The sequence below is a fragment of the Paenibacillus polysaccharolyticus genome (assembly GCF_023714295.1).
GTDB lineage: Bacteria > Bacillota > Bacilli > Paenibacillales > Paenibacillaceae > Paenibacillus > Paenibacillus polysaccharolyticus_A.
Genome location: NZ_JAMAUN010000008.1, coordinates 226,765 through 247,800 on the forward strand (window position 1 = coordinate 226,765; position 21,036 = coordinate 247,800).

The 21,036-nt window shown below is 47.6% G+C and carries 16 protein-coding genes; 7 read left to right on the forward strand and 9 right to left on the reverse strand.

Going from position 1 to position 21,036, the window contains the following annotated elements; all coding sequences use genetic code 11:
• Positions 1 to 116: 116 nt before the first annotated feature.
• The 7 genes from M3629_RS19400 to allC form a co-directional block, all read right to left on the reverse strand.
• Complete coding sequence (locus M3629_RS19400; protein ID WP_251509638.1) at positions 117 to 1,472, reverse strand: allantoinase; 1,356 nt, start codon at positions 1,470 to 1,472, stop codon at positions 117 to 119.
• 64 nt (positions 1,473 to 1,536) lie between these two features.
• Positions 1,537 to 2,931 (reverse strand): NCS1 family transporter, encoded by a 1,395-nt coding sequence (locus M3629_RS19405; RefSeq protein WP_251509639.1) that lies wholly within the window; start codon positions 2,929 to 2,931, stop codon positions 1,537 to 1,539.
• 309 nt (positions 2,932 to 3,240) lie between these two features.
• Positions 3,241 to 4,113: a fumarylacetoacetate hydrolase family protein gene (locus M3629_RS19410; RefSeq protein WP_251509640.1), complete on the reverse strand. Its 873-nt coding sequence runs from the start codon at positions 4,111 to 4,113 to the stop codon at positions 3,241 to 3,243.
• Positions 4,110 to 5,375, reverse strand: coding sequence for an amidase (locus tag M3629_RS19415; RefSeq protein WP_251509679.1), 1,266 nt, complete (start codon positions 5,373 to 5,375; stop codon positions 4,110 to 4,112). The genes M3629_RS19410 and M3629_RS19415 overlap by 4 nt, the downstream gene beginning before the upstream one ends.
• A gap of 42 nt (positions 5,376 to 5,417) precedes the next feature.
• The gene (locus M3629_RS19420; RefSeq protein ID WP_251509641.1) at positions 5,418 to 6,755 is read right to left on the reverse strand and encodes a uracil/xanthine transporter; all 1,338 of its coding nucleotides are present in this window, start codon (positions 6,753 to 6,755) and stop codon (positions 5,418 to 5,420) included.
• A 203-nt stretch (positions 6,756 to 6,958) separates the two neighbouring features.
• A complete protein-coding gene (locus M3629_RS19425) occupies positions 6,959 to 8,188 on the reverse strand; it encodes a pyridoxal-phosphate-dependent aminotransferase family protein (protein ID WP_251509642.1) in 1,230 nt (409 codons plus the stop codon).
• Between the two features lie 32 nt (positions 8,189 to 8,220).
• Positions 8,221 to 9,465, reverse strand: coding sequence for an allantoate deiminase (allC, locus tag M3629_RS19430; protein ID WP_251509680.1), 1,245 nt, complete (start codon positions 9,463 to 9,465; stop codon positions 8,221 to 8,223).
• A gap of 171 nt (positions 9,466 to 9,636) precedes the next feature.
• On the opposite strand from allC, the gene M3629_RS19435 reads away from it, so the two are divergent.
• Entirely contained in the window at positions 9,637 to 11,268 is a 1,632-nt protein-coding gene (locus M3629_RS19435; RefSeq protein WP_251509643.1) for a PucR family transcriptional regulator, read from the forward strand.
• Between the two features lie 143 nt (positions 11,269 to 11,411).
• On the opposite strand, the gene M3629_RS19440 is transcribed toward M3629_RS19435, so the two are convergent.
• Complete coding sequence (locus M3629_RS19440) at positions 11,412 to 12,200, reverse strand: alpha/beta hydrolase (protein ID WP_090922985.1); 789 nt, start codon at positions 12,198 to 12,200, stop codon at positions 11,412 to 11,414.
• A 304-nt stretch (positions 12,201 to 12,504) separates the two neighbouring features.
• Here M3629_RS19440 and M3629_RS19445 point away from each other — a divergent pair, with 304 nt between their 5' ends.
• From M3629_RS19445 to M3629_RS19455, 3 genes are all read left to right on the forward strand, one after another.
• Positions 12,505 to 13,128: a YhbD family protein gene (locus M3629_RS19445; protein ID WP_251509644.1), complete on the forward strand. Its 624-nt coding sequence runs from the start codon at positions 12,505 to 12,507 to the stop codon at positions 13,126 to 13,128.
• A gap of 13 nt (positions 13,129 to 13,141) precedes the next feature.
• Complete coding sequence (locus tag M3629_RS19450; RefSeq protein WP_251509645.1) at positions 13,142 to 13,969, forward strand: polymer-forming cytoskeletal protein; 828 nt, start codon at positions 13,142 to 13,144, stop codon at positions 13,967 to 13,969.
• 195 nt (positions 13,970 to 14,164) lie between these two features.
• Positions 14,165 to 15,727, forward strand: coding sequence for an MDR family MFS transporter (locus M3629_RS19455; protein ID WP_251509646.1), 1,563 nt, complete (start codon positions 14,165 to 14,167; stop codon positions 15,725 to 15,727).
• 456 nt (positions 15,728 to 16,183) lie between these two features.
• Here M3629_RS19455 and M3629_RS19460 read toward each other — a convergent pair whose 3' ends face one another.
• The gene (locus M3629_RS19460; RefSeq protein WP_251509647.1) at positions 16,184 to 17,617 is read right to left on the reverse strand and encodes a VanW family protein; all 1,434 of its coding nucleotides are present in this window, start codon (positions 17,615 to 17,617) and stop codon (positions 16,184 to 16,186) included.
• 253 nt (positions 17,618 to 17,870) lie between these two features.
• Here M3629_RS19460 and ftsE point away from each other — a divergent pair, with 253 nt between their 5' ends.
• From ftsE to M3629_RS19475, 3 genes are all read left to right on the forward strand, one after another.
• Positions 17,871 to 18,557 (forward strand): cell division ATP-binding protein FtsE, encoded by a 687-nt coding sequence (ftsE, locus tag M3629_RS19465; protein WP_251509648.1) that lies wholly within the window; start codon positions 17,871 to 17,873, stop codon positions 18,555 to 18,557.
• Positions 18,547 to 19,464, forward strand: a complete 918-nt coding sequence (gene ftsX, locus M3629_RS19470) for a permease-like cell division protein FtsX (RefSeq protein WP_251509649.1) — start codon at positions 18,547 to 18,549, stop codon at positions 19,462 to 19,464. Before ftsE ends, ftsX begins: the two co-directional genes overlap by 11 nt.
• A gap of 262 nt (positions 19,465 to 19,726) precedes the next feature.
• Positions 19,727 to 21,007: a murein hydrolase activator EnvC family protein gene (locus M3629_RS19475; protein ID WP_251509650.1), complete on the forward strand. Its 1,281-nt coding sequence runs from the start codon at positions 19,727 to 19,729 to the stop codon at positions 21,005 to 21,007.
• The last annotated feature ends 29 nt before the right edge of the window (positions 21,008 to 21,036 follow it).

Here is a 21,036-nt window from a genome sequence, read left to right on the forward strand (position 1 = left end):
GGATGCAGCTATTAGTATCGTGGTATGAATGAAAAAGAAAAAGACTAAAAAAGAAGCATGTTCTAGAGATGAATCTCTGACATGCTTCTTTTGTTTTGTGCTCCTATTGCCTTACGTTATGGCTTCTGCCAGCTACCTTCTTTTACGGTAGGTAGCACCTTGCCATCCTGCACAACGACATGTCCGCGGACGATAGTACCTGCTACGCTAGATGGGAAGGTGTGACCGATATAGAGGCTCTGTTTATGCTTGGCATAATAGTTTTCTTCCGTCACGGTGAATGCTTCATTCAGGTTTACGATGGCAAGGTCTGCATCCATTCCGATGGCGATACTGCCCTTACGATCTGCAAGTTCAAAACGTGTTGCCGGATTCGAAGCTGTCCAAGCAGCGACGTGCTCTAATGGAATGTTGTGGGCTAATGCAAGTTCCAGAGCAGAGAGTAGTGTGAATTGTCCACCACTGATTCCGCCCCATGCCTGAAAGAGATTATAATCTTTCGGATCTTTCATCTCGTAAGGGCATGGTGAATGATCGGAAGATAGCATATCGAATTTACCTTCTGCCAGGAGGGAAATCAGCCTCTGCTGTTCATCTGCTTCCCGGAGTGGAGGTGCACATTTGGCGATAGTCCCTTTTTCACGCAGGCTATCGTGGTTGAAGAGCAGGTAATGTGCGCAAGTTTCTACCGTGACATTCATACCACGGGCTTTTGCCGCCTCAATTTTAGCCACGGCTGCTGCGGAACTGATATGAACAAAATGCAGGGCGCAGCCTGTAATTTCGGAGTAGTAGAGTGCGCGTTCAACCGCCTCGACTTCTGCGAGGATGGGCCTTGTCTCCAGATAATCATCGGCGCTGACGAGTCCTGCCGCTTCCTTTTCAGCTTTCAGCCAGTTCGTTATTGCCGCGCTTTCCGAGTGCAGAGCCAGAATTTTGCCGAGAGCTGCAATCTTTTTCATGCCCGTCAGCAGTGTCATGTCGTCTACCGCTTCGAATTCTTTATTACCGGTGGTCGACAAGAAGGCTTTAAACCCAATGACACCAGATTCGGCTAATGGCTGCAAGTCATCTTCGTTGCCAGGAACGAGTCCGCCCCAGAGGCTGAAATCGACGAGTGATTTTTCATTGCCGATGCGTGCTTTCTCCAGCAGTGCTTCTTCCGTAACTGTCGAGGGGATTCCGTTTAGCGGCATATCGAAAAAGGTCGTGCAGCCACCTGCGGCCATCATCGCTGATCCGGTAGTGAATCCTTCCCAGTGCTCCCTTCCTGGTTCGCTGAAATGCACGTGTACATCAATCATGCCTGGAAGAATATGCTGTCCGGTGGCATTCCACTCATGTGTAGCTTCTCCCTCAAGTGTGGCGGCAATTGCCGCAATCTTACCATCCTTTACGCCCATATCGACTTGTGCGACGCCGTCTGGCAACACCACGCTTCCGCCACGTATGATCAGATCATAATGTTCCATATCCATCCCTCTTTCTTTGGGTGTTTGCATTATATGGCGCTGATGGTTAAGTCAGGCCTGTAGTTTACTCGTAGATGGTGCCTTTCTTGAATGAGGAACCCTTAAAAGCGAATTTGCTAAGTAGCAGATAGGATAGGCCTGCTGTGATGAATCCGATGATCCAGCCGATGTCAACGAGCAAGAAGGCAGCTCCGGCTCCGATCAGCATGGCTAGCAAGGCACTCGGGTTGTAACCTTTAAAATCGCCGTTATCCAGATATAACTCTGCTGTATCGACCTTTTGTTTTCGCAAGATGTAATATTCGACCAACATGATCGCTACAATGGGACCCAGGAATGCGGAATAGATCAGAATAAATGTATTCAAACCTTGAGCCGAGGAATCCTGTACGAGTACCCATGGGAACGAACAGAGGGCGAGCAAGCCAGTGATGACAACAGATGCTTTGTATTTAAGCTTGGTAACAAGCGAGATGACGTAAGCGGGTGGTACGATGTTAGCGACCATGTTAACGGCAACTGCACCAATAACGATGAAGGCTGAGACGAATACGGTGATGTATGGATTGTCCACAATAACAGCAAAGGCTTTGACTGGATTAGATATGCCTGTTGCTGCAGCCATCATTGCCCCGATGGTCAGAACGAATCCATAAGCAATAACGATCGGGAAGAAGTAAAGCATACTACGCTTTTTGTCACTCATGCCGCTCTTCAGCTCACGAGAATAGTCACCTGCACTTAGGAAGATGGCTGCATAGTTGCCGAGGAATACCATGATGAAAGCAAAGAATGGAAGTCCCCATGTCCCTTTGGCATTCACCCAATTTTCAGTAATAGCTGTGCTGTGGGAGTTAAGTAATAAGGTGAATACATAGACGAGTGCAAGCATAATAACGACGGAAGCGAGGGTTTCAACCCACTTGATTGCGTGAAAGCCATAAAGTGACAGGACAATCTGAACGGCCTGTAGCAAGATAAAACAAACAGGAATGCTGTCTAAGCTGCCACCGCTTAATACTTTAACAATTTCATTCAAGGCTGTTGCTCCGACCCAACTCTGAAAGCCATACCATACGATGGCAGGCACACCGCGTAAAAATGAGGAGATGATCGATCCCTTGATGCCAAACGACATACGTAGTTGAACGACATAGGGGATACCTGTTCGATATCCGAAACGGTCATTTATGGCAAAGATTACGGAAATGATCGCAATGGCAATCATCGCAGCGACAAACGTCTGGAAGACATTGAGCGTAGCAACACCGGCAACAATGAGGCTCGCTCCGAGGGTCATGTTACCGAGGTTCACGCCATCCCCGATCCACATGAACATGTAGGGTACTGATCCCATTGTTCTCTCGCTCTCCTGTTTCGGTTTTAAGGAGTCGTCGATACTGATTTCTTCGTGTAGTTGCGTCTGTTCCAGTACTTGTCCTGCCAAATTCGTTGACATATCTGCCCCACTCCTCTTTGATATGGGGTGCCGCAAGACTGGTCGATCTCTGAATTAACGAGTCATTCCATCCATTCCTGTCTGCACACCACAGATGATATAAAACATGTAAGATAAAATAACTTAATAATGTTATGTATCCTTACTTGTTCTTTGTATCTCTTATTTTATCATCTTGTTTGTACAATTCATTGACAAAAACGTAGATTGTTCTCGTAATTTCTGTTGAATTTGTATGAAAAAATATGACGTGACATGTTATTTTGAGAGGGGATGGTGTGAAAAATGCATTTTTGTGTTCAGAAAACCTTACAATGTTCGGGTTTCGCTCTCTACCCTATTATCTAGTTTCCGAAGTCCATCAATCTGACAGCTAACCATGTCGCCTGGTTGAATGGTGACTGATCCCGGGGTGCCCGTCAAAATGACATCTCCCGGATGAAGAGTCATCACCTTCGATAGGAAAGAAATCAGGTACGTAGGTGAGAAGATCATACGATCAACGGTATTACGACGAGCAACATGGCTATTGTGTAACGTTTGAATTTCAAGTTTATTCAGATTTTCGTATTCATCGGGCGTTGAGAGAGAAGAGCCAAGGCTTAGGAATGTGTCAAAACTTTTGGCACGCTGCATAAACCGGGGGTTGCGGGCATGAATATCCTTGGCAGTCATATCAAGTGAGGTCGTGTAACCTGCTATAACGTCCATTGCCTGCTCCTCACCAATGCCTTTGCATGTTTGTCCGATGACAATCGCGAGTTCTGCCTCAGCGGTGATCTGTCCCGCTCCAACAGGCAGACGAATCATTTCCCCGGAGCCGATCAGGGATGAATCAGGTTTGAGAAAAATAACAGGTTCATCTTCGGGTGGGCGTCCAGATAGTTCGATGGCTTTGTCCCAATAGTTCATGCCTACACCAATGATTTTCCCTGGACGGCGATATAGCGCACGATAGGATACGTCACTGGCGGGTAGAGAAGCCAGTGAAGCAAGTTGTCCGTGTTCATTGCAGTACCAGTTACGTAGTGCGGTGAATTGATTTTTTTGCAGCAAAGTAAACAGATCTGTATCCCAGCTTGTGCCGAATTGCTCGTTCAGCCAAGCCAGTGGAGTAATGCCTCGATCCGTCCAAAATGCCACTTGTTCTCGCCCTTTATCTTCAATCGTTACAAGTTTCATCGGCACACCTCTTCCGCAAACTGTTTTGCCGTCCAATGCAATAACCTAAGATCTGTGTTCGTACCACCGATAAAAGATAACCCGAGGGGCAGTCCATCGAGACGGTGAACTGGAACTGTAACCTGGGGCAGGCCGGAAAGGCCGGCGATACAGGAGAGTTGCATTGTTTTGGCACGGTAAGCTTCTGCTTCAGGACCTTTCAATCCCAGAAGGGGAGCCGGGCCCGGTGCGGTTGGAATGGCAAGCAGACCCTCTTCTCCTAACAAGTCAACGAGGTTACGCCGTACGCGAGCGCGCAACTTCACTTCGGCCTCGCTAGAAGACTTTTCAAGGGAGCAAGCCCACTCAAAACGTTCTGCGATTCCTGGGCCAAATGTCGGGCGTTCTTTTGTCAGCCAGTCGCTGTGTTCGTGCGCAATTTCCAGCCCTTGAAGAACACGGAACGCCGCTGACCAGTCTGCCAAGCTCTCGCCGGGTTCGGTTAGATTAATGCATTGATAACCTTCCGGCTGCCATCCCTCAATTCCGTGTAATGTTGAGAGCAAAAGCGAACAATCTTCAGCTTCTGGCAGCTCCCATGCTTCTGTCGCTATGAAGAACTGAGTGAACGGCTTCGTATCTAATTCAGTTGTAATTTCTGATCCATTTTCCTTCAAAAGAAGCTTTTCTTTCAGTAGCACGTTGCCTACGTTACGTACAATAGTGATATCCTTACTCATCCAGCCGACAGTATCAAAGCTATGTGCAAGAGGGATGACCCCCTCTGCCGACACGGCACCATGCGTTGGGCGGAAGCCGTACAGTCCGCAATACGAAGAGGGGATACGTACGGACCCACCCGTATCCGTTCCGATGGCGAAATCGGCCAGTCCTGCCGCTGCTGCAACGGCAGACCCACTCGATGAACCGCCTGGAATCCGATCCGAAGCGAGAGGGTTGGTTGGTGTACCGTAGTGAGCATTTTCCCCATTCAGACTGTACATCAGTTCGTCCGTCTGTGTTGTGCCTTCGAGAATTGCGCCATTCTCCAGCAGGGTAAGCAATGCAGGGGCAGTAGAGGTTGCAGGATCATGTGTGCGAAGCCAATCCGGGTTGCCTGCTCCGCTTGTTTCTCCCTGAATATTGAAAACATCTTTGACTGCGAAGGTTAGTCCACTTAGTGAGCCAGCTTGATTAGCTGGAAGTCTGATGTCTGCATTAACGTATGCCCCCCAGTGATTAGGCTGGAGCGCATCGGTTATTTTTTTTTGACCCGTTTTCATTGTAGATGTTTCTGTCTGTTCTTGATTTGAATGATTCATTAGTTATTCCCCTTTCGTTCTTATACTAGGGCTTAGTGCACTCAGGGAGGAGCGGGAGTGGACTTGGTTCAATAACAAAGCCAGTAAAATACCTACCAAAAGCCCGTTTCCGAGCAGTGGACGTAGCAATGGGGGTAATGTTGTAAAAATTTCCGACGGTAATCCCATAACGATAATACCTATGAATAATGGCGCAGCCGTCCGGTAGAGGTTTGCCGCATCCATATGAAGCTGTCCGAAATACTGGAGTGAAGAACCTAACAGGCGAAGGTATGTCACGAATAGTATAGCGCTTCCGATACTGAGCGGAAGTTGTGTCAGCAAACCGGTGACGGCTGGAATCAGGCCGATAGCTGCAAACATCAGACCCCCAATAACAAACGGAAGTCTTTCTCGCATACGGGTTTGTTGGAGAAAGCCGACAGAACTAACATATGGAGCGTATGGAACGAGTCCGAGCACACCTGATATCACTGCAAGGATGCCACTGATTGTAAAAGAACGTTTATACTGGCTGCTGGCCGCTTCGTGCTCATAGATAGCATCCGTACCTTTCAGGGCACCAAATGTGTTTGAAATGTTGATTAAACCGGCAATCACGGCGATCGCGATTACGCCAGTGTTCAATCCACCCGCAGGTTCCCCAAGCGGGAACCAGACTGCATCGAGTGTTCCTGAATTGGATGTTCCCCCAGAGCTGCCGAAGATAAATACATGTAATGCCCAGCCGCCCAAAATACCAATCAGCAAAGCATACTGCGCTATGGCTGGCCGTGCTTTTATGGATAAGACAGCAACCAAAACAGCCACTGCTGCGGCTAGTAGGAAGACGGCAGGTTGAATGACGTTCGCCTTGTCGGAAGAGCCTGATGAAATACCAAGCATACCTTCGAGAAAAATGATATTCAGTCGGCAACCAAGTAAGAACATAAATACAGCCATGACTCCTGGCGTAAATAATTTCGATAAAGGCGTAGCCAGACCGCATAAGCCAATCAGGATTGTGATCACACCCGAGATCAGAATGCCGACGGCGAGACTACCCCCGAGTTCCGTCAAGGATATACCAAGGGAGGGGGCGGATGCGCTAAGGCTCAGGATGACACCCCACCATAACCCCGACTGTCCTTCCATGACGGATCTTTGATGTCCAAGCCATGCTTGTACAGCACATGCGATTCCGGTGAGGATGAATGAACACTGGATCAGAAATTGAATTCGTTCCTGTGGCAATGCAAATGCCGCCCCAACTGTAATAGGTATAACTACCGTATTGGTAAATAAGAAAAACAGCCATTGCATTCCGCCCAGACCGGAGCAGAGCCAGTTGATTTTAAGCATGTGTCACCTTCCGTGTGGAGCCTCGTTGAGAATGTTTCCCGTGCACATAGGTAATCCATGATGCAGTTGATGTATCTTAACGAAGTCTGAATTGTACAAAAGGATTCCGGCAGTTCCCGGAATCCTTTCAATATTAATAAATAGCCTTGATTCTAATTGACCAATAACAGTGCTCCTATGCGATGTTTAAATCCCTCGGCGCTTTATTCTGCTTGCTCGTAAACGTCAAGGGCCTCTTGCACCCCGCGTCCGATCACAATCGGAGCTTTATGCCGGATTAACACAGCTTCCAGAGCGGATAGGACGAATAGTACGTTTTCTTTCCGACAACTGTAACCCATGGTGCCGATTCTCCAGATCTGTCCATGCAACGGTCCGAATGAGCTAGCGATCTCAATGCCGAACTGGGTCAGAAGTGTAGTTCGTACAGACTCGCCATCAATCCCTGCAGGAATTTTCACACAGGTGACGACTGGAAGCTTCCATGCTTTATCGTTGAACAGCTCCAGACCCATGCCTCGTATACCTGCCATCAGTGCTTTTTCATGCAATCGATGACGTTCGAAGCGTGTTTCAAGTCCTTCTTCCAGCAGGATGCGCAAGCCTTCACGCAGTGCGTACAGCATGGATGTTGCCTCTGTATGATGATTCAGCCGTCGTGGCCCCCAGTAATCTTGCAACTGGCTCAGATCAAAGTAATTACTGCGGATTGGATGTGCGACATCCCGGCGATCACTCTCAAGTGCAACACCACGTTCTACCTTTTTCCGACTTGCCAGAATGCGTTCAACCCGCTCGTTGTAAGTTACAGGAGCCATACCAGAAGGGACGGATATGCACTTTTGGGTGCCGCCAATCACGGCATCGAGTTGCCATTCATCTACTTTGACGGGGGCGCCGCCAATGGAAGCAACAGCATCAACGACCGTTAATACACCACGTTCTCGGCAAGCTGGACCGATCTGGTCCAGTGGCTGCATGCAACCTGTTGAAGTCTCGCCATGTACGATGGCTAAAATTTTCGGCTGAACTCGTTTTACCTCATCGATTACTGCTTGTTGGTCGAATACTTCTCCCCATGGACATTCCATGAGATGGAGTTCTGCGCCGTGACGTTCGGCAATTTCAGTCAGCAGATGGCCGAAGCGTCCGAAGATAGGAACAAGCACTTTGTCCCCTGGCTCGATCAGGCTGCACAGCACGGCTTCCAGACCGGAACGTGAAGTGCCATCAACCGGAAAGGCCCACTGGTTCGTCGTTTGGAATGTCTGCCGCAACATGTCCATCGTTTCGTTCATCATTCGGGTGAATTCCGGATCGAATTGGCCCAGAATGGGTGTTGCCATAGCTCTTAAAACTCTCGGGTCAACCTCGACTGGTCCTGGGGTCATAATGGTTCTCAAAGGTGCATGAATTTCCCGGTACTGTGTCATCTCGTCATCGCCTCCTGGTTCTAGTTGTTCATTCAATATGCCAGCTTATATAACAGGTCGATTAACAGGCGAACTCCGCGCTGCAAATCTTCCGTATGGGTGAATTCAGCGGGGGAGTGGCTAATGCCGCCCTGGCTTGGAACGAAAAATAATCCTGTTGCACAATACGTGCCGAAAATCTGTGAGTCATGTCCTGCGCCACTTGTCATTCTTTTGTATGAAATACCTTCGCTTTTTAAAATGTCCTCAGCCGTTTGGTTTAACGTGCAATCCATCGCAACGGGAGGTTCATCCATCCACTTATGGCAAGCGACCGTTGTTCCATGTTCAGAGGCGATGGTCTCGAAGTCACTGAAGCATGCCTCGCAAAATTGCTCAATGATCTTGGCATCACTGTGACGAACATCCAGGCTAAAGGTGACCTCGCGTGCAATGACATTACCTACATTCGGTTTAACTTCCATGCGTCCAACGGTGGCGACAAGTCCAGACTCATGGGCTTTGGCCCGATGCATCAATATTCGGATCAACTCGGCTGAAGTAAACATCGCATCACGACGCCACTGCATAGGTGTTGTCCCGGCATGGTTGCTCTCACCGTATACCGTAATGTTATAACGGCGTTGCCCCACGATGTGACTGACGATGCCGATTGATTTCTCTTCGCGTTCAAGCACCTGGCCTTGTTCGATGTGCAGTTCAATAAAACATTCCAGGTCTTTGCGTGTTGGCTGCGCATGAAGTCCGAGTCCGAATCCTGCCTCGTGCATGGCCTGTTCGAAGGGGGTTCCGTTTACATCGTTGATGTGGTGGATGGCCTCGCGCTCTTTTACTCCCGTTATGTTGCCTGAGCCCCAATAAGTCATTGGGAAACGACTGCCTTCTTCTTCACACAACGATACCACTTCAATAGGTTTGAGTGGCTGACCATAATGTGTGAGCAAATGTTCCACAGCAATGAGTGCTGCAATGATCCCATAGGCTCCGTCATATTTGCCACCGCCGATCACGGTGTCGACATGAGACCCGGTTAACACTACGTTTGCTTCAGGATTACGTCCAGAGAGCCGACCAAACAAATTGCCGACATCGTCATAGCGTGCGGATAAACCAAGTTGTTCTATTTTAGCTTGAATCGCCTTCTGAGCTGCGCTCCAAGCCGGGTCATAGAGCAAACGGGTTACACCGCCGCTGTTGTCTTTTCCGTACGAAGCCAGCCATTCGACCATCTCTTCGATCTGCTTAGACAAGGCAGATGGTTTTGGTTGTTCAATCATCAAGTGCAGTATCCCCCATTCCGGCAACGCTAGCTTTCCGACCGATGTTAGATTAATTAACTTGGCATTGCGTTTAATTCATCGTAAAATAAAAAAAGTTAAAAATCATTCACGAAAATGTAGAAGAATAGCTTAATTCGTTGTGCATGTTAACCATAGGGGTGGAGAAGGATGAAAATGAGTGACCTGCTGAAGCTGGCTGTATTCAACGGCACAATCGTGGTAGGGGGAAGCGGTGGTTTGCATCGGGAGGTTCATACCGTCAATATGATGGATGCTCCTGATATTATTCCGTACTTGAAAAGTAATGAGTTACTGATTACGACGGCTTTTCACTTCAAGGATGACCTGCCGGCTCTGCTTGAACTGATTCGTGAGATGGGGCAACAGGAATGTGCAGGGCTAGGTATCAAAAGCAAAAGATTTCTCGGCAACATTCCTGAATCCGCAGTTCAGCTGGCAAACGAGTTGGATCTGCCCCTGGTGGAACTGCCTGTTGATCCTTCGCTAGGTGATATTGTCAACAAATCTCTGAGCCATATCCTCGATGTGCGAACAACGGAATTGCATAATGCGATACAGACCCATCGTCAGTTCACCCAACAAATTATGAGCGGTCAAGGTATACCTAAGCTGCTTGATCAATTATCTGCTTTGCTGCGATTTCCTGTATATTTGCTCGGGCCGTATCTGCAGCCAATCTTCGGCCGAGTTCCTGCTAAAACGGTTGTACAACTGGAGATGTTATTATCTGGCGGTGGTCAAATTCATGTAGCCCCTTCCGTGTTCTCGGCATTTTCCTTGTTAGGTGAGGAACGTGAAACGTTAACATTATTTCCCGTATACACCCATAGACAAGTGCATTTCCTGTGTATTACCGGTTTCATATCACCTGCTGAACGTTCAAGCATTCTGACCATTGAACAGGCAACGAATGTGATTGCGTTTGAATTAATGAAGGATAATGCATTGAAGCAGAATCGGCGCCGAATCCAGAATGAGTTTTTTACTAACTTTATTGGAGGGGTCTTCTCGAGCAACGAGGAGATTGCAAACCGGGCAAGGGAGTTCGGATTGTCCAGCGATCAACGATACCTTTGTGTGGTCGGCAAGCTGAATAGCAAGGATCGAGCGACGTCATTCATGCAATACAAGGCAGAACAGGATCAGATTGCTGAACATCTTCAAGGGGAGTTAGCACACTTCCGCCATCCTATATATTTGTTCACCCATGACCGATCCTATGTGCTACTCATGCCGCTGGTTGAAGAGTGGGAGATGGTCAAACCTTCCTTTATCGAGTTACTGGAACGTCTGCAACGTAAAATTGCCATGTATTACGAATCGGAGCTGTCATTTGGTCTTAGCAGTTATGCCCAGCCACTTAGCCAGATTCCTTTATCTTTTAAAGAGGCGAATGAAGCTCTCTATTTCGGGAGTATATCGGGAAAAATGCGCTTTATCGAAATGTACCAGCCGAAGGAAGTATCTGAAATTTTACGTTTGATTCCCCATGATCATCTGAGAAAATTTTATGTGGATACGATGCAAGGATTCGAAGATGAGACACTTAAGGATCACCATATGTTGCTTCATACATTGTCTGTATATCTGGAAACGCATTGTCATCTTGCCGAAACGGCAAAGCGGCTTTATATTCACCGGAATACTGTAATTTATCGACTGGAAAAATGCGAAGAGATTATCGGTCGTAGCCTGAAAGACCCGGAGGAGACATTGCGTCTTCGGATGGCCTTTCGGATCAAAGCGTTGCTACCAGAAGAAGGAAAAGCGGCGTATTGATAGAGTGACCTAATATGATTACAAGCAGGCTGAGATAAACTGTACCCCCAGGTTAGTTATAGTAACCGAGGAGGCACAGTCCACTTTAAGCCTGCTTTTTTAGTCGGCAATTAATACAGAGAGGGAGGCCTCTCTTATGTGCCTCAGTCTCTTTTAGACAGCGGTAACCACTTCAACACATTCTGAATTTTCATGTCCCAGTAACCCCATTCATGTTCCCCGGGTTCTTCCTCATAAGTTAACTTGAAGTCTGTCTCGGCGCAGGCTTTACGGAATGTCTGATTATCTTCATACAGAAAATCCTCTGTACCACAGCATTGATAGAGGAGTGGCCGTGGAGCCGGGTTATGTTTACTCTCCTGGAGCAAATGGATTAAATCGTTCTCTGAGCCTGCAAATTGAGGCCCGAAGATACGTAACAGTTCGGCCTGCCGTAAAGCGGATGGGGCGTCGTTGCTCAAATGAGCGGCCATGTCAAGAGCACCCGAAAGACTTGCCGCCGCAGCGTATTGATCCGGTTTTCGCAGAGCCAGCTTGAAGGCACCGTATCCGCCCATGGATAGGCCAGCAACGAAATTATCTTCGCGTTTCGGTGACAGCGGGAAGAAGGAGCGCGCGAGTTTAGGCAATTCCTCACTAATGAATGTCCAGTATTGTCCTCCCTCTGCCATGTCCGTGTAGAAACTGCGATGAACCTGAGGCATAACGACCGCAATTCCGAGTGAAGCGACATAACGTTCAATCGAAGTGCGGCGTAGCCAGATGGAATCGTCATCGGACATCCCGTGAAGCAAATACAGGGTTGGGTGCAGACCAGAACCAGTGACGTTTTCCATTCCGATCTGATTGTGGGTCTGCTGTGGCAGAATCACATGCATGCTTGTACTTAATCCGAGGGCATCTGAGTAGAAATCACATTTAATGAGTGCCATACCAAAAAGTAACCCCTTTCATAAATGGAAGTCGAATAAGGATGTTATTATGCCATGGAAAAGGTGAGAAAACTGAAATATATCAGCTTATATTCAAGGTTATACCCAAAATAAAGTAAACGCAATGACAGGATGTAAAACGTATTCGATACCTGTGCGAATATCCGTTGTATAATCCATTTTCTGGACAAAACAAAGAAATAAATAAACAAAGAATAGAATATTGCATCACATATGACCCTCGTATCTTTACAACGTAACAATGTTTTGTTACACTGACTTTAATGAAAAGGGGGTCCTGAAATTGACGGATGATTTGATCTCCAAAAAAGAGCTACTTGACCTGACAGGCATTTCATACGGTCAATTATATCGCTGGAAACGAAAAAACCTGATTCCTGAGGAGTGGTTTATTCGAAAGTCTTCTTTTACGGGACAGGAAACATTTTTTCCTAAACAGCAGATTTTACAGCGGATCGACAAGATTATTCATATGAAAGACGGGTTGTCGCTGGATGAACTGGCAGATGTGTTCTCGCCAACACTTGGTGAGGTGGAGATGTCAGACCAACAACTGCTGGATCGAAACATTGTTTCGTTAGCTTCGCTTGATCTGTTAAACGAGGCTGGTCGCCAGCAGTCATTATATGGTCTCGAACAGATTATGATGCTTTATGTGCTTGAAAAGCTGCTTCTCAGCGGGGATATCACTCAACAGGAGGGGTTACTCCTGATTGATGTAATGTCTGAACACTATTACCGGTTTCGTGACCGTGCTAGTGAATTGATGCTTATTCGCAAGATGGGCATACCTGCCTTTATGGTAGTGAACTCGGGAGCTGAGCTTTATTTTGATCAAGGGGTAAAAGTGGTACTTCGCATTCCGCTGGCAACGTTCATGGAAGAGTTGAAAATTAAATTGGGCTGAGGGGGATTTTGCAATGGAAGAACGTCACTTGAGAAACGATCTGAATGTTACAGGGTCACGCAAAACGACAGGCGGTTCTTATCACCGAGTAAATATTGACGGTATGGCTAAACTGGATGGTGACCTGGATTGTTTCTCCCTTAGTGTTAACGGCTCGCTGAAAATCTACGGCTCCCTCGTCTCCGAGAGCACAACGATCAACGGAATGGCCAAAGTGGAGGGAGAACTGCGCACCCAGTCTCTCGATGTCAACGGAACACTGGGAGTCCACGGTGTAGCGCGTGCCGAGAATACGATGGTTAACGGAATGTGTACCATCAATGGTCCACTTGTCAGCAATCGGGTTCGTGTCGATGGTATGAGCACCATTAACGGTGATTTGTCTACGCCTGAGTTTACAGTGAACGGAAAGTGTAATGTGCGGGGCAGAGTGGACAGTGAACGTGTCGATATCGGCGGTATGGCAACGATTGACGGGGATGTGCAGGGTGAAGTGATCAACGTTCAGGGCAATATTAAAGTGGGCGGATTGCTTAATGCCGACATTGTAGAGATTCGTTTGTACACCTCTTCTTCAGCAAGAGAAGTAGGCGGTGAGCGGATTGACATCCGGCGCAAGGAACGCAGCGGATTCTGGAAAGCGCTCGGATTGGGCGGTGCACCGTCCTTTAGGGCACAATTGATTGAGGGCGATGAGATTGTACTTGAAGATACTGAAGCGGATACGGTTCGAGGGAATCGAGTCCACATCGGGCGTGGCTGCAACATCAAGTTTGTGGAGTACTCTGGCGAACTATTCGTTGATCCGGAGGCAAAGGTGGGCAACAGCGAGCGAATTTAGCTAGAAGGGAGCAGGGAAGAGGAGAGATGGAAGACGACCCTTATGACCTTTTAACAGCAGAGCTGATAAGTTATCCCCTTAAGGTAGAAGGTTTTGCTATAAAGCAATCGGTCCTTGGACTGATTGCTTGTTACTTCTTTTTGGATATAATAATGCAGTCATATGAATAGAACGGGAATGGAGAGATTAACAACAATGGCTGCACGCAACAATAAAATTGGATTTGTGTTGGCAGGTTTGCTGCTCAGCATCTTAATGGCCTCTATGGATAATACCATTGTGGCTACAGCTATGGGGGATATCGTGGGCAAGCTCGGCGGACTCGACAAGTTCGTCTGGGTAACCTCTGCTTACATGGTGGCCGAGATGGCAGGTATGCCGATCTTCGGTAAACTGTCGGATATGTATGGACGTAAAAAGTTTTTTGTTTTCGGGATCATCGTATTTATGCTTGGCTCCGCATTGTGTGGAACTGCGACATCCATCGTGGAGCTGACCATGTATAGAGCGATTCAAGGGATTGGTGCAGGAGCACTGGTGCCGATCGCGTTTACGATTATGTTTGACGTGGTTGCGCCTGAATCACGGGGTAAGCTAGGTGGTTTGTTTGGAGCGGTATTCGGTCTTTCGAGTGTATTCGGGCCGCTTCTAGGCGCGTACATCACAGAGTATGCGACATGGGAATGGGTATTTTATATCAATCTGCCGCTCGGTTTGATTGCATTTCTTTTTATCGCATTGTTCTATAAGGAATCTCACCAGCATCAGTCACAGCAGATTGATTGGCTGGGTGCCGTTACACTTATCGGTGCTGTGGTCTGCCTGATCTTTGCGCTGGAGCTGGGTGGCAAGACGTTTGCTTGGGACTCTGCACAGATCTTGGGGCTGTTTGCCGGATTTATCGTGCTGGCGTTGATTTTCTTGTATGCAGAAACGAAGGCCAAGGAGCCAATTATTTCATTCGGTATGTTCCGCAAGCGGGTGTACTGGTCAAGTAACGTCATTGCCATGTTCAGTGGCGCTGCGTTTATTACGGCATCGGTATATATCCCGATTTTCATCCAGGGCGTACTCGGTGGTAAAGCAACCAACTCGGGTCTTGTCCTTCTGCCTATGATGCTGGGTTCCGTAGTGACGGCTTCCATGGGCGGCGTACTCATGACCAAAACGAAATACCGCAATATTATGATTCCAACGCTGACTTTGCTTGTAGTTGGGCTAGGTTTATTAACCACATTGGATGAAGGTTCATCCCTATGGACCATTCGAGTATACATGGTCATGATTGGTCTTGGCGTTGGTGCATCTTTCTCCGTACTTAGCAATGCGGCTATGAATGCATTTGAACCACAAAGACGCGGTGCCGCCAGTTCCACGCTGAACTTTCTTCGTTCCTTGGGCATGACGATGGGCATCACAATCTTTGGCATTGTACAGAGTCAGGTCTTTACGCGCAAAATGACGGATAACATGGCGGGCGCCGCTGGAGAAGCTGGTGCAGCGGCTGGAGCGCCCGCAGGTGGTCTGCCTGCCGGGATGGATCTGACGGATCCGCATGCACTGTTATCCCCAGAGCTGCGCCAGGGGATCCCTCCACAGGTGCTGGAGTCCATCACAAGTGCGTTATCCTCTTCCATTGTGCAGCTGTTTGCCTGGGCAGTGATTCCTGCAGCCCTTGCACTGATCGCTTCCTTCTTCATGGGGAAAGAGAAAATGGTTGTTGGAGAAGAACAACACGAGTATACAGGTGGGCACTAAAGCAGAGGAGAACGAAGTTAAGCCATCACCGACCGTGTATTTGAAGCATAGATCCGGTGAGTCTTGAGTTATAACGTTTTGCAAGCTTTAAGCTAAGGAAACAAAAGGTTATGCAATAAACGGATTTTACAAATCCGTAAATCTAGTGCACCTGTCTCATATCCCGTACAAGGGTATGAGACAGGTGCATTTTTACTTTTTAAGGATCATTCGTTAGTTGTTTTTAAGGCTTACATTTGCCTACTTCAATATATAGGTTTAACTTTCATTTACACAATAACGGAGAGGACAGAAAAAACCTGAAGAAGCGAAGCGCTCGCCTTTATCCCCGGATTTTCCCCTTTGGAAAAGGGAATCTCAAAAAATCCGGGGATAACAGCGATCGGAAGGTTATTCTGTCCTTGGAGTGTTCCGTGTAAATAACATGTATCTCAATTTATATACCTTCACCTTAATTTAAGGCTGATTCCCCTCACGAATGCCATCCTCCACCACGGAAGGTTGCTGTGGATCAGGCATGCTAATATGACCTGAGCGGGCAATCAGACGGCTCTGTGCTTTGTAAGTATCGCGTGAGATTGTTTTGGTTTCAACGACTTTGCCATCGACCCTCTTCGTACGTAACGTCTCAACGATGTACCCGGGCTGTCCATTCTGAAGCACTTGCTGGGCCCCGTCGGGTAGCACGTTACTGGATACATACTTTACGGGTACACTGAGCGTTTCAATCGTACGAGACTCCAGCGCATAACTGACGTTCTCGGGGAATGTGCCGAAAAACTTCACCACCATGCGCCCGCCTTGCACCTTGGCATGGATCAACAGGGATTTCTCGGTGTTGTTTCGAAAACGAAAGTTAATGGCGCCCGAGGCAAAGGTGGCATCTAACCCTTTCGGTATATATTTAACGGGCAACGAGTGATTACGCCGTTCCACAATATCTAAGCCCGTTAGCAGAGCAGCATTATATACGGTGCTGGACACCTGACAGATTCCTCCGCCGATTCCGGGTGTGAGCCGGCCATTCACGATGACCGGTGCTTCCCGAAAACCATATTCCTTCTCCGCTTTGCGAATTACCTTCTCATAGTCGAACACACCTCCAGGCGACAAAATCATCCCGTTGATGGCCTGAGCAGCCGCGCTGACATTATGTACCCGACCTTGACTACTATTTCCCAGCTCTGTGGAAAATTGAATGATTTTTCGCTCGATGCCTTCCTGCTTCAGCGAATCGATCGTTACCTCTGGTTTCAAGGTATATAGAGGTAACAGAATGCGGATGGGTTCCGGTTTTACTCCATCCATTACATCGCTCAGATTCCTATGCAACTTGGTCTGCATGAGGGTGCTAAGTGTTTTCCAATCGATCCGGCGCACGTTTTTCTCCGGAATGTACTGCACTTGATCATTTGCGGTGATCCGGCGGACGGCTTCTGCCGGTATACCGAAAGTTTCTTTTTCCCAAGCAGGACTAAGCAATTGTTGAAAGGTTTGTTCATTGTAGTTCATATCCAGAGGGAAGGTTTGGGGGAATTGATACCGTGCATACGCCTGTTCCCACAGGTTCCCCTCATCCAGTTGTTGTACTGCGGCCTTGAAGCTGTCTGCACTGTAACTCACTCCTAGTTCGGCGGCGGTATGTGACATCGTCATTGGGTTGGGTTCAGTCAGTTCCAGTGTGACGGGCCAGTCCTGCAATTGTTGAATACGGGTGTGCATTTCTGAAAGTACGTCATTGCGATGTTTGCCATCGATTGTCCAGCCCCCGACCTGTACACCTTTGGGTAAGTTGGGTTGATTCACGTACATATAGAGCAATCCATAGGACGCGGAGCCGATCAAGAGCAGGGAAAACAAGGCGATGACCGTTACATGTATTTTTTTCATAACCAAACGCTCCTTTTGGCTTCTGTTGTTCCGGAATTCGTAACACTCTCTATCTATATGATCCAAGAGTGGAAAACTTTCGGGTACTCAATAGGTAACAAATTTGTTACAATAAACTTCATATGAATCCATGCTTCACCATCAAAAGAGGGACAGGATGGATTTTTCCTGATGAATTTCAGGTCTTTTTAAAGGAAATGCCGGGATTGTGTCGAAATGATAATGGCTAACTATGCGAGCAGGAAGTGATGATGTGATAGAAATGCAGGACGTGTGGAAGACCTACGCCAATGGTACCCACGCATTACAAGGGGTATCGGTGAAGATCGACCGCAATGAATTTGTCTATATCGTTGGTCCATCCGGTGCAGGCAAATCGACATTTATGAAGCTGATGTACAGAGAAGAAGTGCCGACCAAAGGGCAAATATCCATTAATGGATTTAATATTGGTAAGTTAAAACCACGGAAAATTCCTTATGTGCGCCGTAACATCGGCGTTGTGTTTCAGGATTTCCGTCTGCTGCCGAAGATGACGGCATTTGAGAATGTCGCGTTTGCGATGGAAGTTATTGAAGCGCCGAAGCGCAATATCAAGAAACGTGTGATGGAAGTGCTCGATCTGGTAGGACTGCGTAACAAGGCTAACAGGGAACCTTCACAACTCTCAGGCGGAGAACAGCAACGGATTGCAATCGCTCGGGCAATTGTGAACAATCCTTCCGTCATTATTGCGGACGAGCCTACAGGGAATCTGGACCCGGAGACGTCATGGGGCATTATGCAACTGCTGGACGAAATCAATTTCCGGGGCACAACGATTGTGATGGCAACACACAACAAAGATATTGTTAATACGATGCGTAAACGGGTTATCGCCATTGAACGCGGACAGATTGTACGGGATCAGATGAGAGGGGAATACGGTTATGAATTTTAGTACTCTCTTGCGACATCTGCGGGAGGGCTTCAAGAACGTATTCCGCAATGGCTGGATGTCCGTGGCATCCGTCATGTCGATTATCGTCTCTCTGTTTATTCTTGGCGTGTTTATGCTGCTTGTGCTTAACGTGAACTCTATGGCCAATCAGGTAGACAGCCAGGTCGAGATTAGTACGTTTCTGGAACTGAATGTGGACGAGAACCTGCGCAATGTCATTGGTCAGGAGATCAGTGCCATGCCTGAAGTCAGCGAGATTCGAATTGTTCCGAAGGATGTAGGATTAAAAGAATTCCGTGATCGTCTAGGCGAAAATGCCGATAATGTTCTCGGTGGTTTCGATGTCGATAACAATCCATTGCCTGATACGATTGAAGTCAAAGTGATCGAGCCGGAAACGGTCAATTTTGTCGCGCAGAAGATTGAAGCATTAAACGAGAAACATGCCGAGAAGCCGATCATGAAAGTGAACTACGGCAAGGAAACGGTAGATGTGTTGTTCAAATTTACGAAGCTTGTTCGTAATATTGGATTTATTTTTGTCGGGGGACTAGGCCTGATGTCGATGTTCCTGATCTCGAATACGATTCGCGTAACGATTCTGGCTCGCCGCCGGGAGATTGGTATTATGAAATTGGTTGGTGCGACCAACACCTTTATTCGCTGGCCTTTCTTTATTGAAGGGGCATTGATTGGATTAATCGGTTCCATCATCACGGTCGCCGTTTTGTTCTTCGGATACAGTCAACTGATGTCAACGATTGGTCAGGATGTCTTCATGCAGATGCTGAATCTGATTCCACTCAGCGAAATCTGGCCACTGATGGGAACGTTGCTGATTGGCCTTGGTGTGCTCGTTGGCATTTTGGGCAGTACACTGTCCATCCGCAAGTCGCTCAAAGTGTAACTTTAATGGAGCTACCCACGCCTGCGCCATTTCAGTGTAAGCTGTTTTGTCCGTGAGTGCGTGGGTCCATCATGTGCCATTTATAATGGTTTTAGCAGAAAATGTCGAAAAGAAAGCCAAAACAGGTTCATTATTGAATGCTGTTTGACGATATGTAGGAAAGACGCAACTGTTGTTTTGATGAAAGAAAGCAAAGAACATGCTATTCACCACCTGTGCAGGGTTGCTTTCTTGTGAATTCATAGGATGGGGGATCATCATTTTGAAAAAAACCGCTTCGCTGCTGGCCTTTATGTTACTGGCCGGTATGACGTTTCAACCTTCTGACGGATATGCCAAGAATAGCATCAGCGATATTGATCAACAGATTCAGCAATTGGAGAGCAAGGCGGCTTCCGCCAAGCAGGAACAAAAAAAGGCTGCGGCCAACAAACAGGAAGCGCAGCACTACAAGAACAAAACCAATGCTTATCTGAAGGTTGTCTTGGAACAGATCAATGTTGTAAGTGATGAGCTGGCGAGTGTATCGTTGCAGATTGAAAATACGGAGGAAGATCTTCGTACAACGAAAAAAGATCTGCAAGCGGCAGAAGACCGCATCGTCGCAAGAGAAAAACTGCTAGAGTCACGTGTACGCCTGATGTACACGGATGGGGCAGTATCCTACCTTGATGTTCTGTTATCTTCCACCAGCTTTACCGATTTTCTGACCCGCGCGGACTCGCTTAAAACGATTGTAGATCAGGATCAGCATCTCCTGGATGAACATAAAAAGGACAAGCAGCTAGTAGTAGAGAAAAAGGCAGACTTGGACCGGCAATATGCGGAAGCCAAAAGTCTGTATTCCCAGAAGAAACAGCGCAAGTCACAGCTGAACGAAAAAGAGAAAGAAAAGCAGGTGCTTCTGGCTTCATATGATGCTAAAATTGAACAATCCGAAGAGTTGACGGCAGAGCAGGAAGCTGTGTTAATGCAGATTGCCGGCAAACGCTCAGCTCTGTTACAGGAGAAGAATAAATTGCGTGAGCAACAGGCGGCAGCGGCAGCCAAAGCCCGGGCCCAAGCTGCGGCACGTGCCAAAGCAGCAGCCAAAGCACCAACGCGTGTAAGCTCCAGTGGCAATAGTGAAGTGACCTATTCATCAGGCAACGGTATTTTTGCAAAACCTGTTTCCGGTGGACGCATTTCTTCACCGTTTGGTCCGCGGATTCACCCGATTACAGGGGAAGTAGGTAAACTGCATGCAGGTGTCGACTTTGCTGTTCCAGTAGGCACATCGGTTCATGCGGCTTCCGGCGGGATCGTCATTATGGCTGAGTGGTATAGTGGTTATGGATATACGGTTATTATTGATCATGGCGGAGGCCTGTGGTCATTGTACGGTCACTTGCGTGAAGGTGGATTCAAGGTCAGCAAGGGAGACACGGTAAGTAAAGGCGACACTATTGCCGAGTCCGGCAATACAGGGAACTCAACTGGGCCCCACTTGCACTTTGAAGTGCGAGATAATGGAACAGCTGTGAATCCGATGAACTATTTGTAGATTGTCTGATTTAATGCGATGCAACTTAA

Bases quoted from the DNA above. Each gene is read 5' to 3' on its own strand.
- M3629_RS19400 (WP_251509638.1), bottom strand. From the start codon at position 1,472: ATGGAACATTATGATCTGATCATACGTGGCGGAAGCGTGGTGTTGCCA.
- M3629_RS19405 (WP_251509639.1), bottom strand. From the start codon at position 2,931: ATGTCAACGAATTTGGCAGGACAAGTACTGGAACAGACGCAACTACAC.
- M3629_RS19410 (WP_251509640.1), bottom strand. From the start codon at position 4,113: ATGAAACTTGTAACGATTGAAGATAAAGGGCGAGAACAAGTGGCATTT.
- M3629_RS19415 (WP_251509679.1), bottom strand. From the start codon at position 5,375: ATGAAAACGGGTCAAAAAAAAATAACCGATGCGCTCCAGCCTAATCAC.
- M3629_RS19420 (WP_251509641.1), bottom strand. From the start codon at position 6,755: ATGCTTAAAATCAACTGGCTCTGCTCCGGTCTGGGCGGAATGCAATGG.
- M3629_RS19425 (WP_251509642.1), bottom strand. From the start codon at position 8,188: ATGACACAGTACCGGGAAATTCATGCACCTTTGAGAACCATTATGACC.
- allC (WP_251509680.1), bottom strand. From the start codon at position 9,465: ATGATTGAACAACCAAAACCATCTGCCTTGTCTAAGCAGATCGAAGAG.
- M3629_RS19435 (WP_251509643.1), top strand. From the start codon at position 9,637: ATGAAAATGAGTGACCTGCTGAAGCTGGCTGTATTCAACGGCACAATC.
- M3629_RS19440 (WP_090922985.1), bottom strand. From the start codon at position 12,200: ATGGCACTCATTAAATGTGATTTCTACTCAGATGCCCTCGGATTAAGT.
- M3629_RS19450 (WP_251509645.1), top strand. From the start codon at position 13,142: ATGGAAGAACGTCACTTGAGAAACGATCTGAATGTTACAGGGTCACGC.
- M3629_RS19455 (WP_251509646.1), top strand. From the start codon at position 14,165: ATGGCTGCACGCAACAATAAAATTGGATTTGTGTTGGCAGGTTTGCTG.
- M3629_RS19460 (WP_251509647.1), bottom strand. From the start codon at position 17,617: ATGAAAAAAATACATGTAACGGTCATCGCCTTGTTTTCCCTGCTCTTG.
- ftsX (WP_251509649.1), top strand. From the start codon at position 18,547: ATGAATTTTAGTACTCTCTTGCGACATCTGCGGGAGGGCTTCAAGAAC.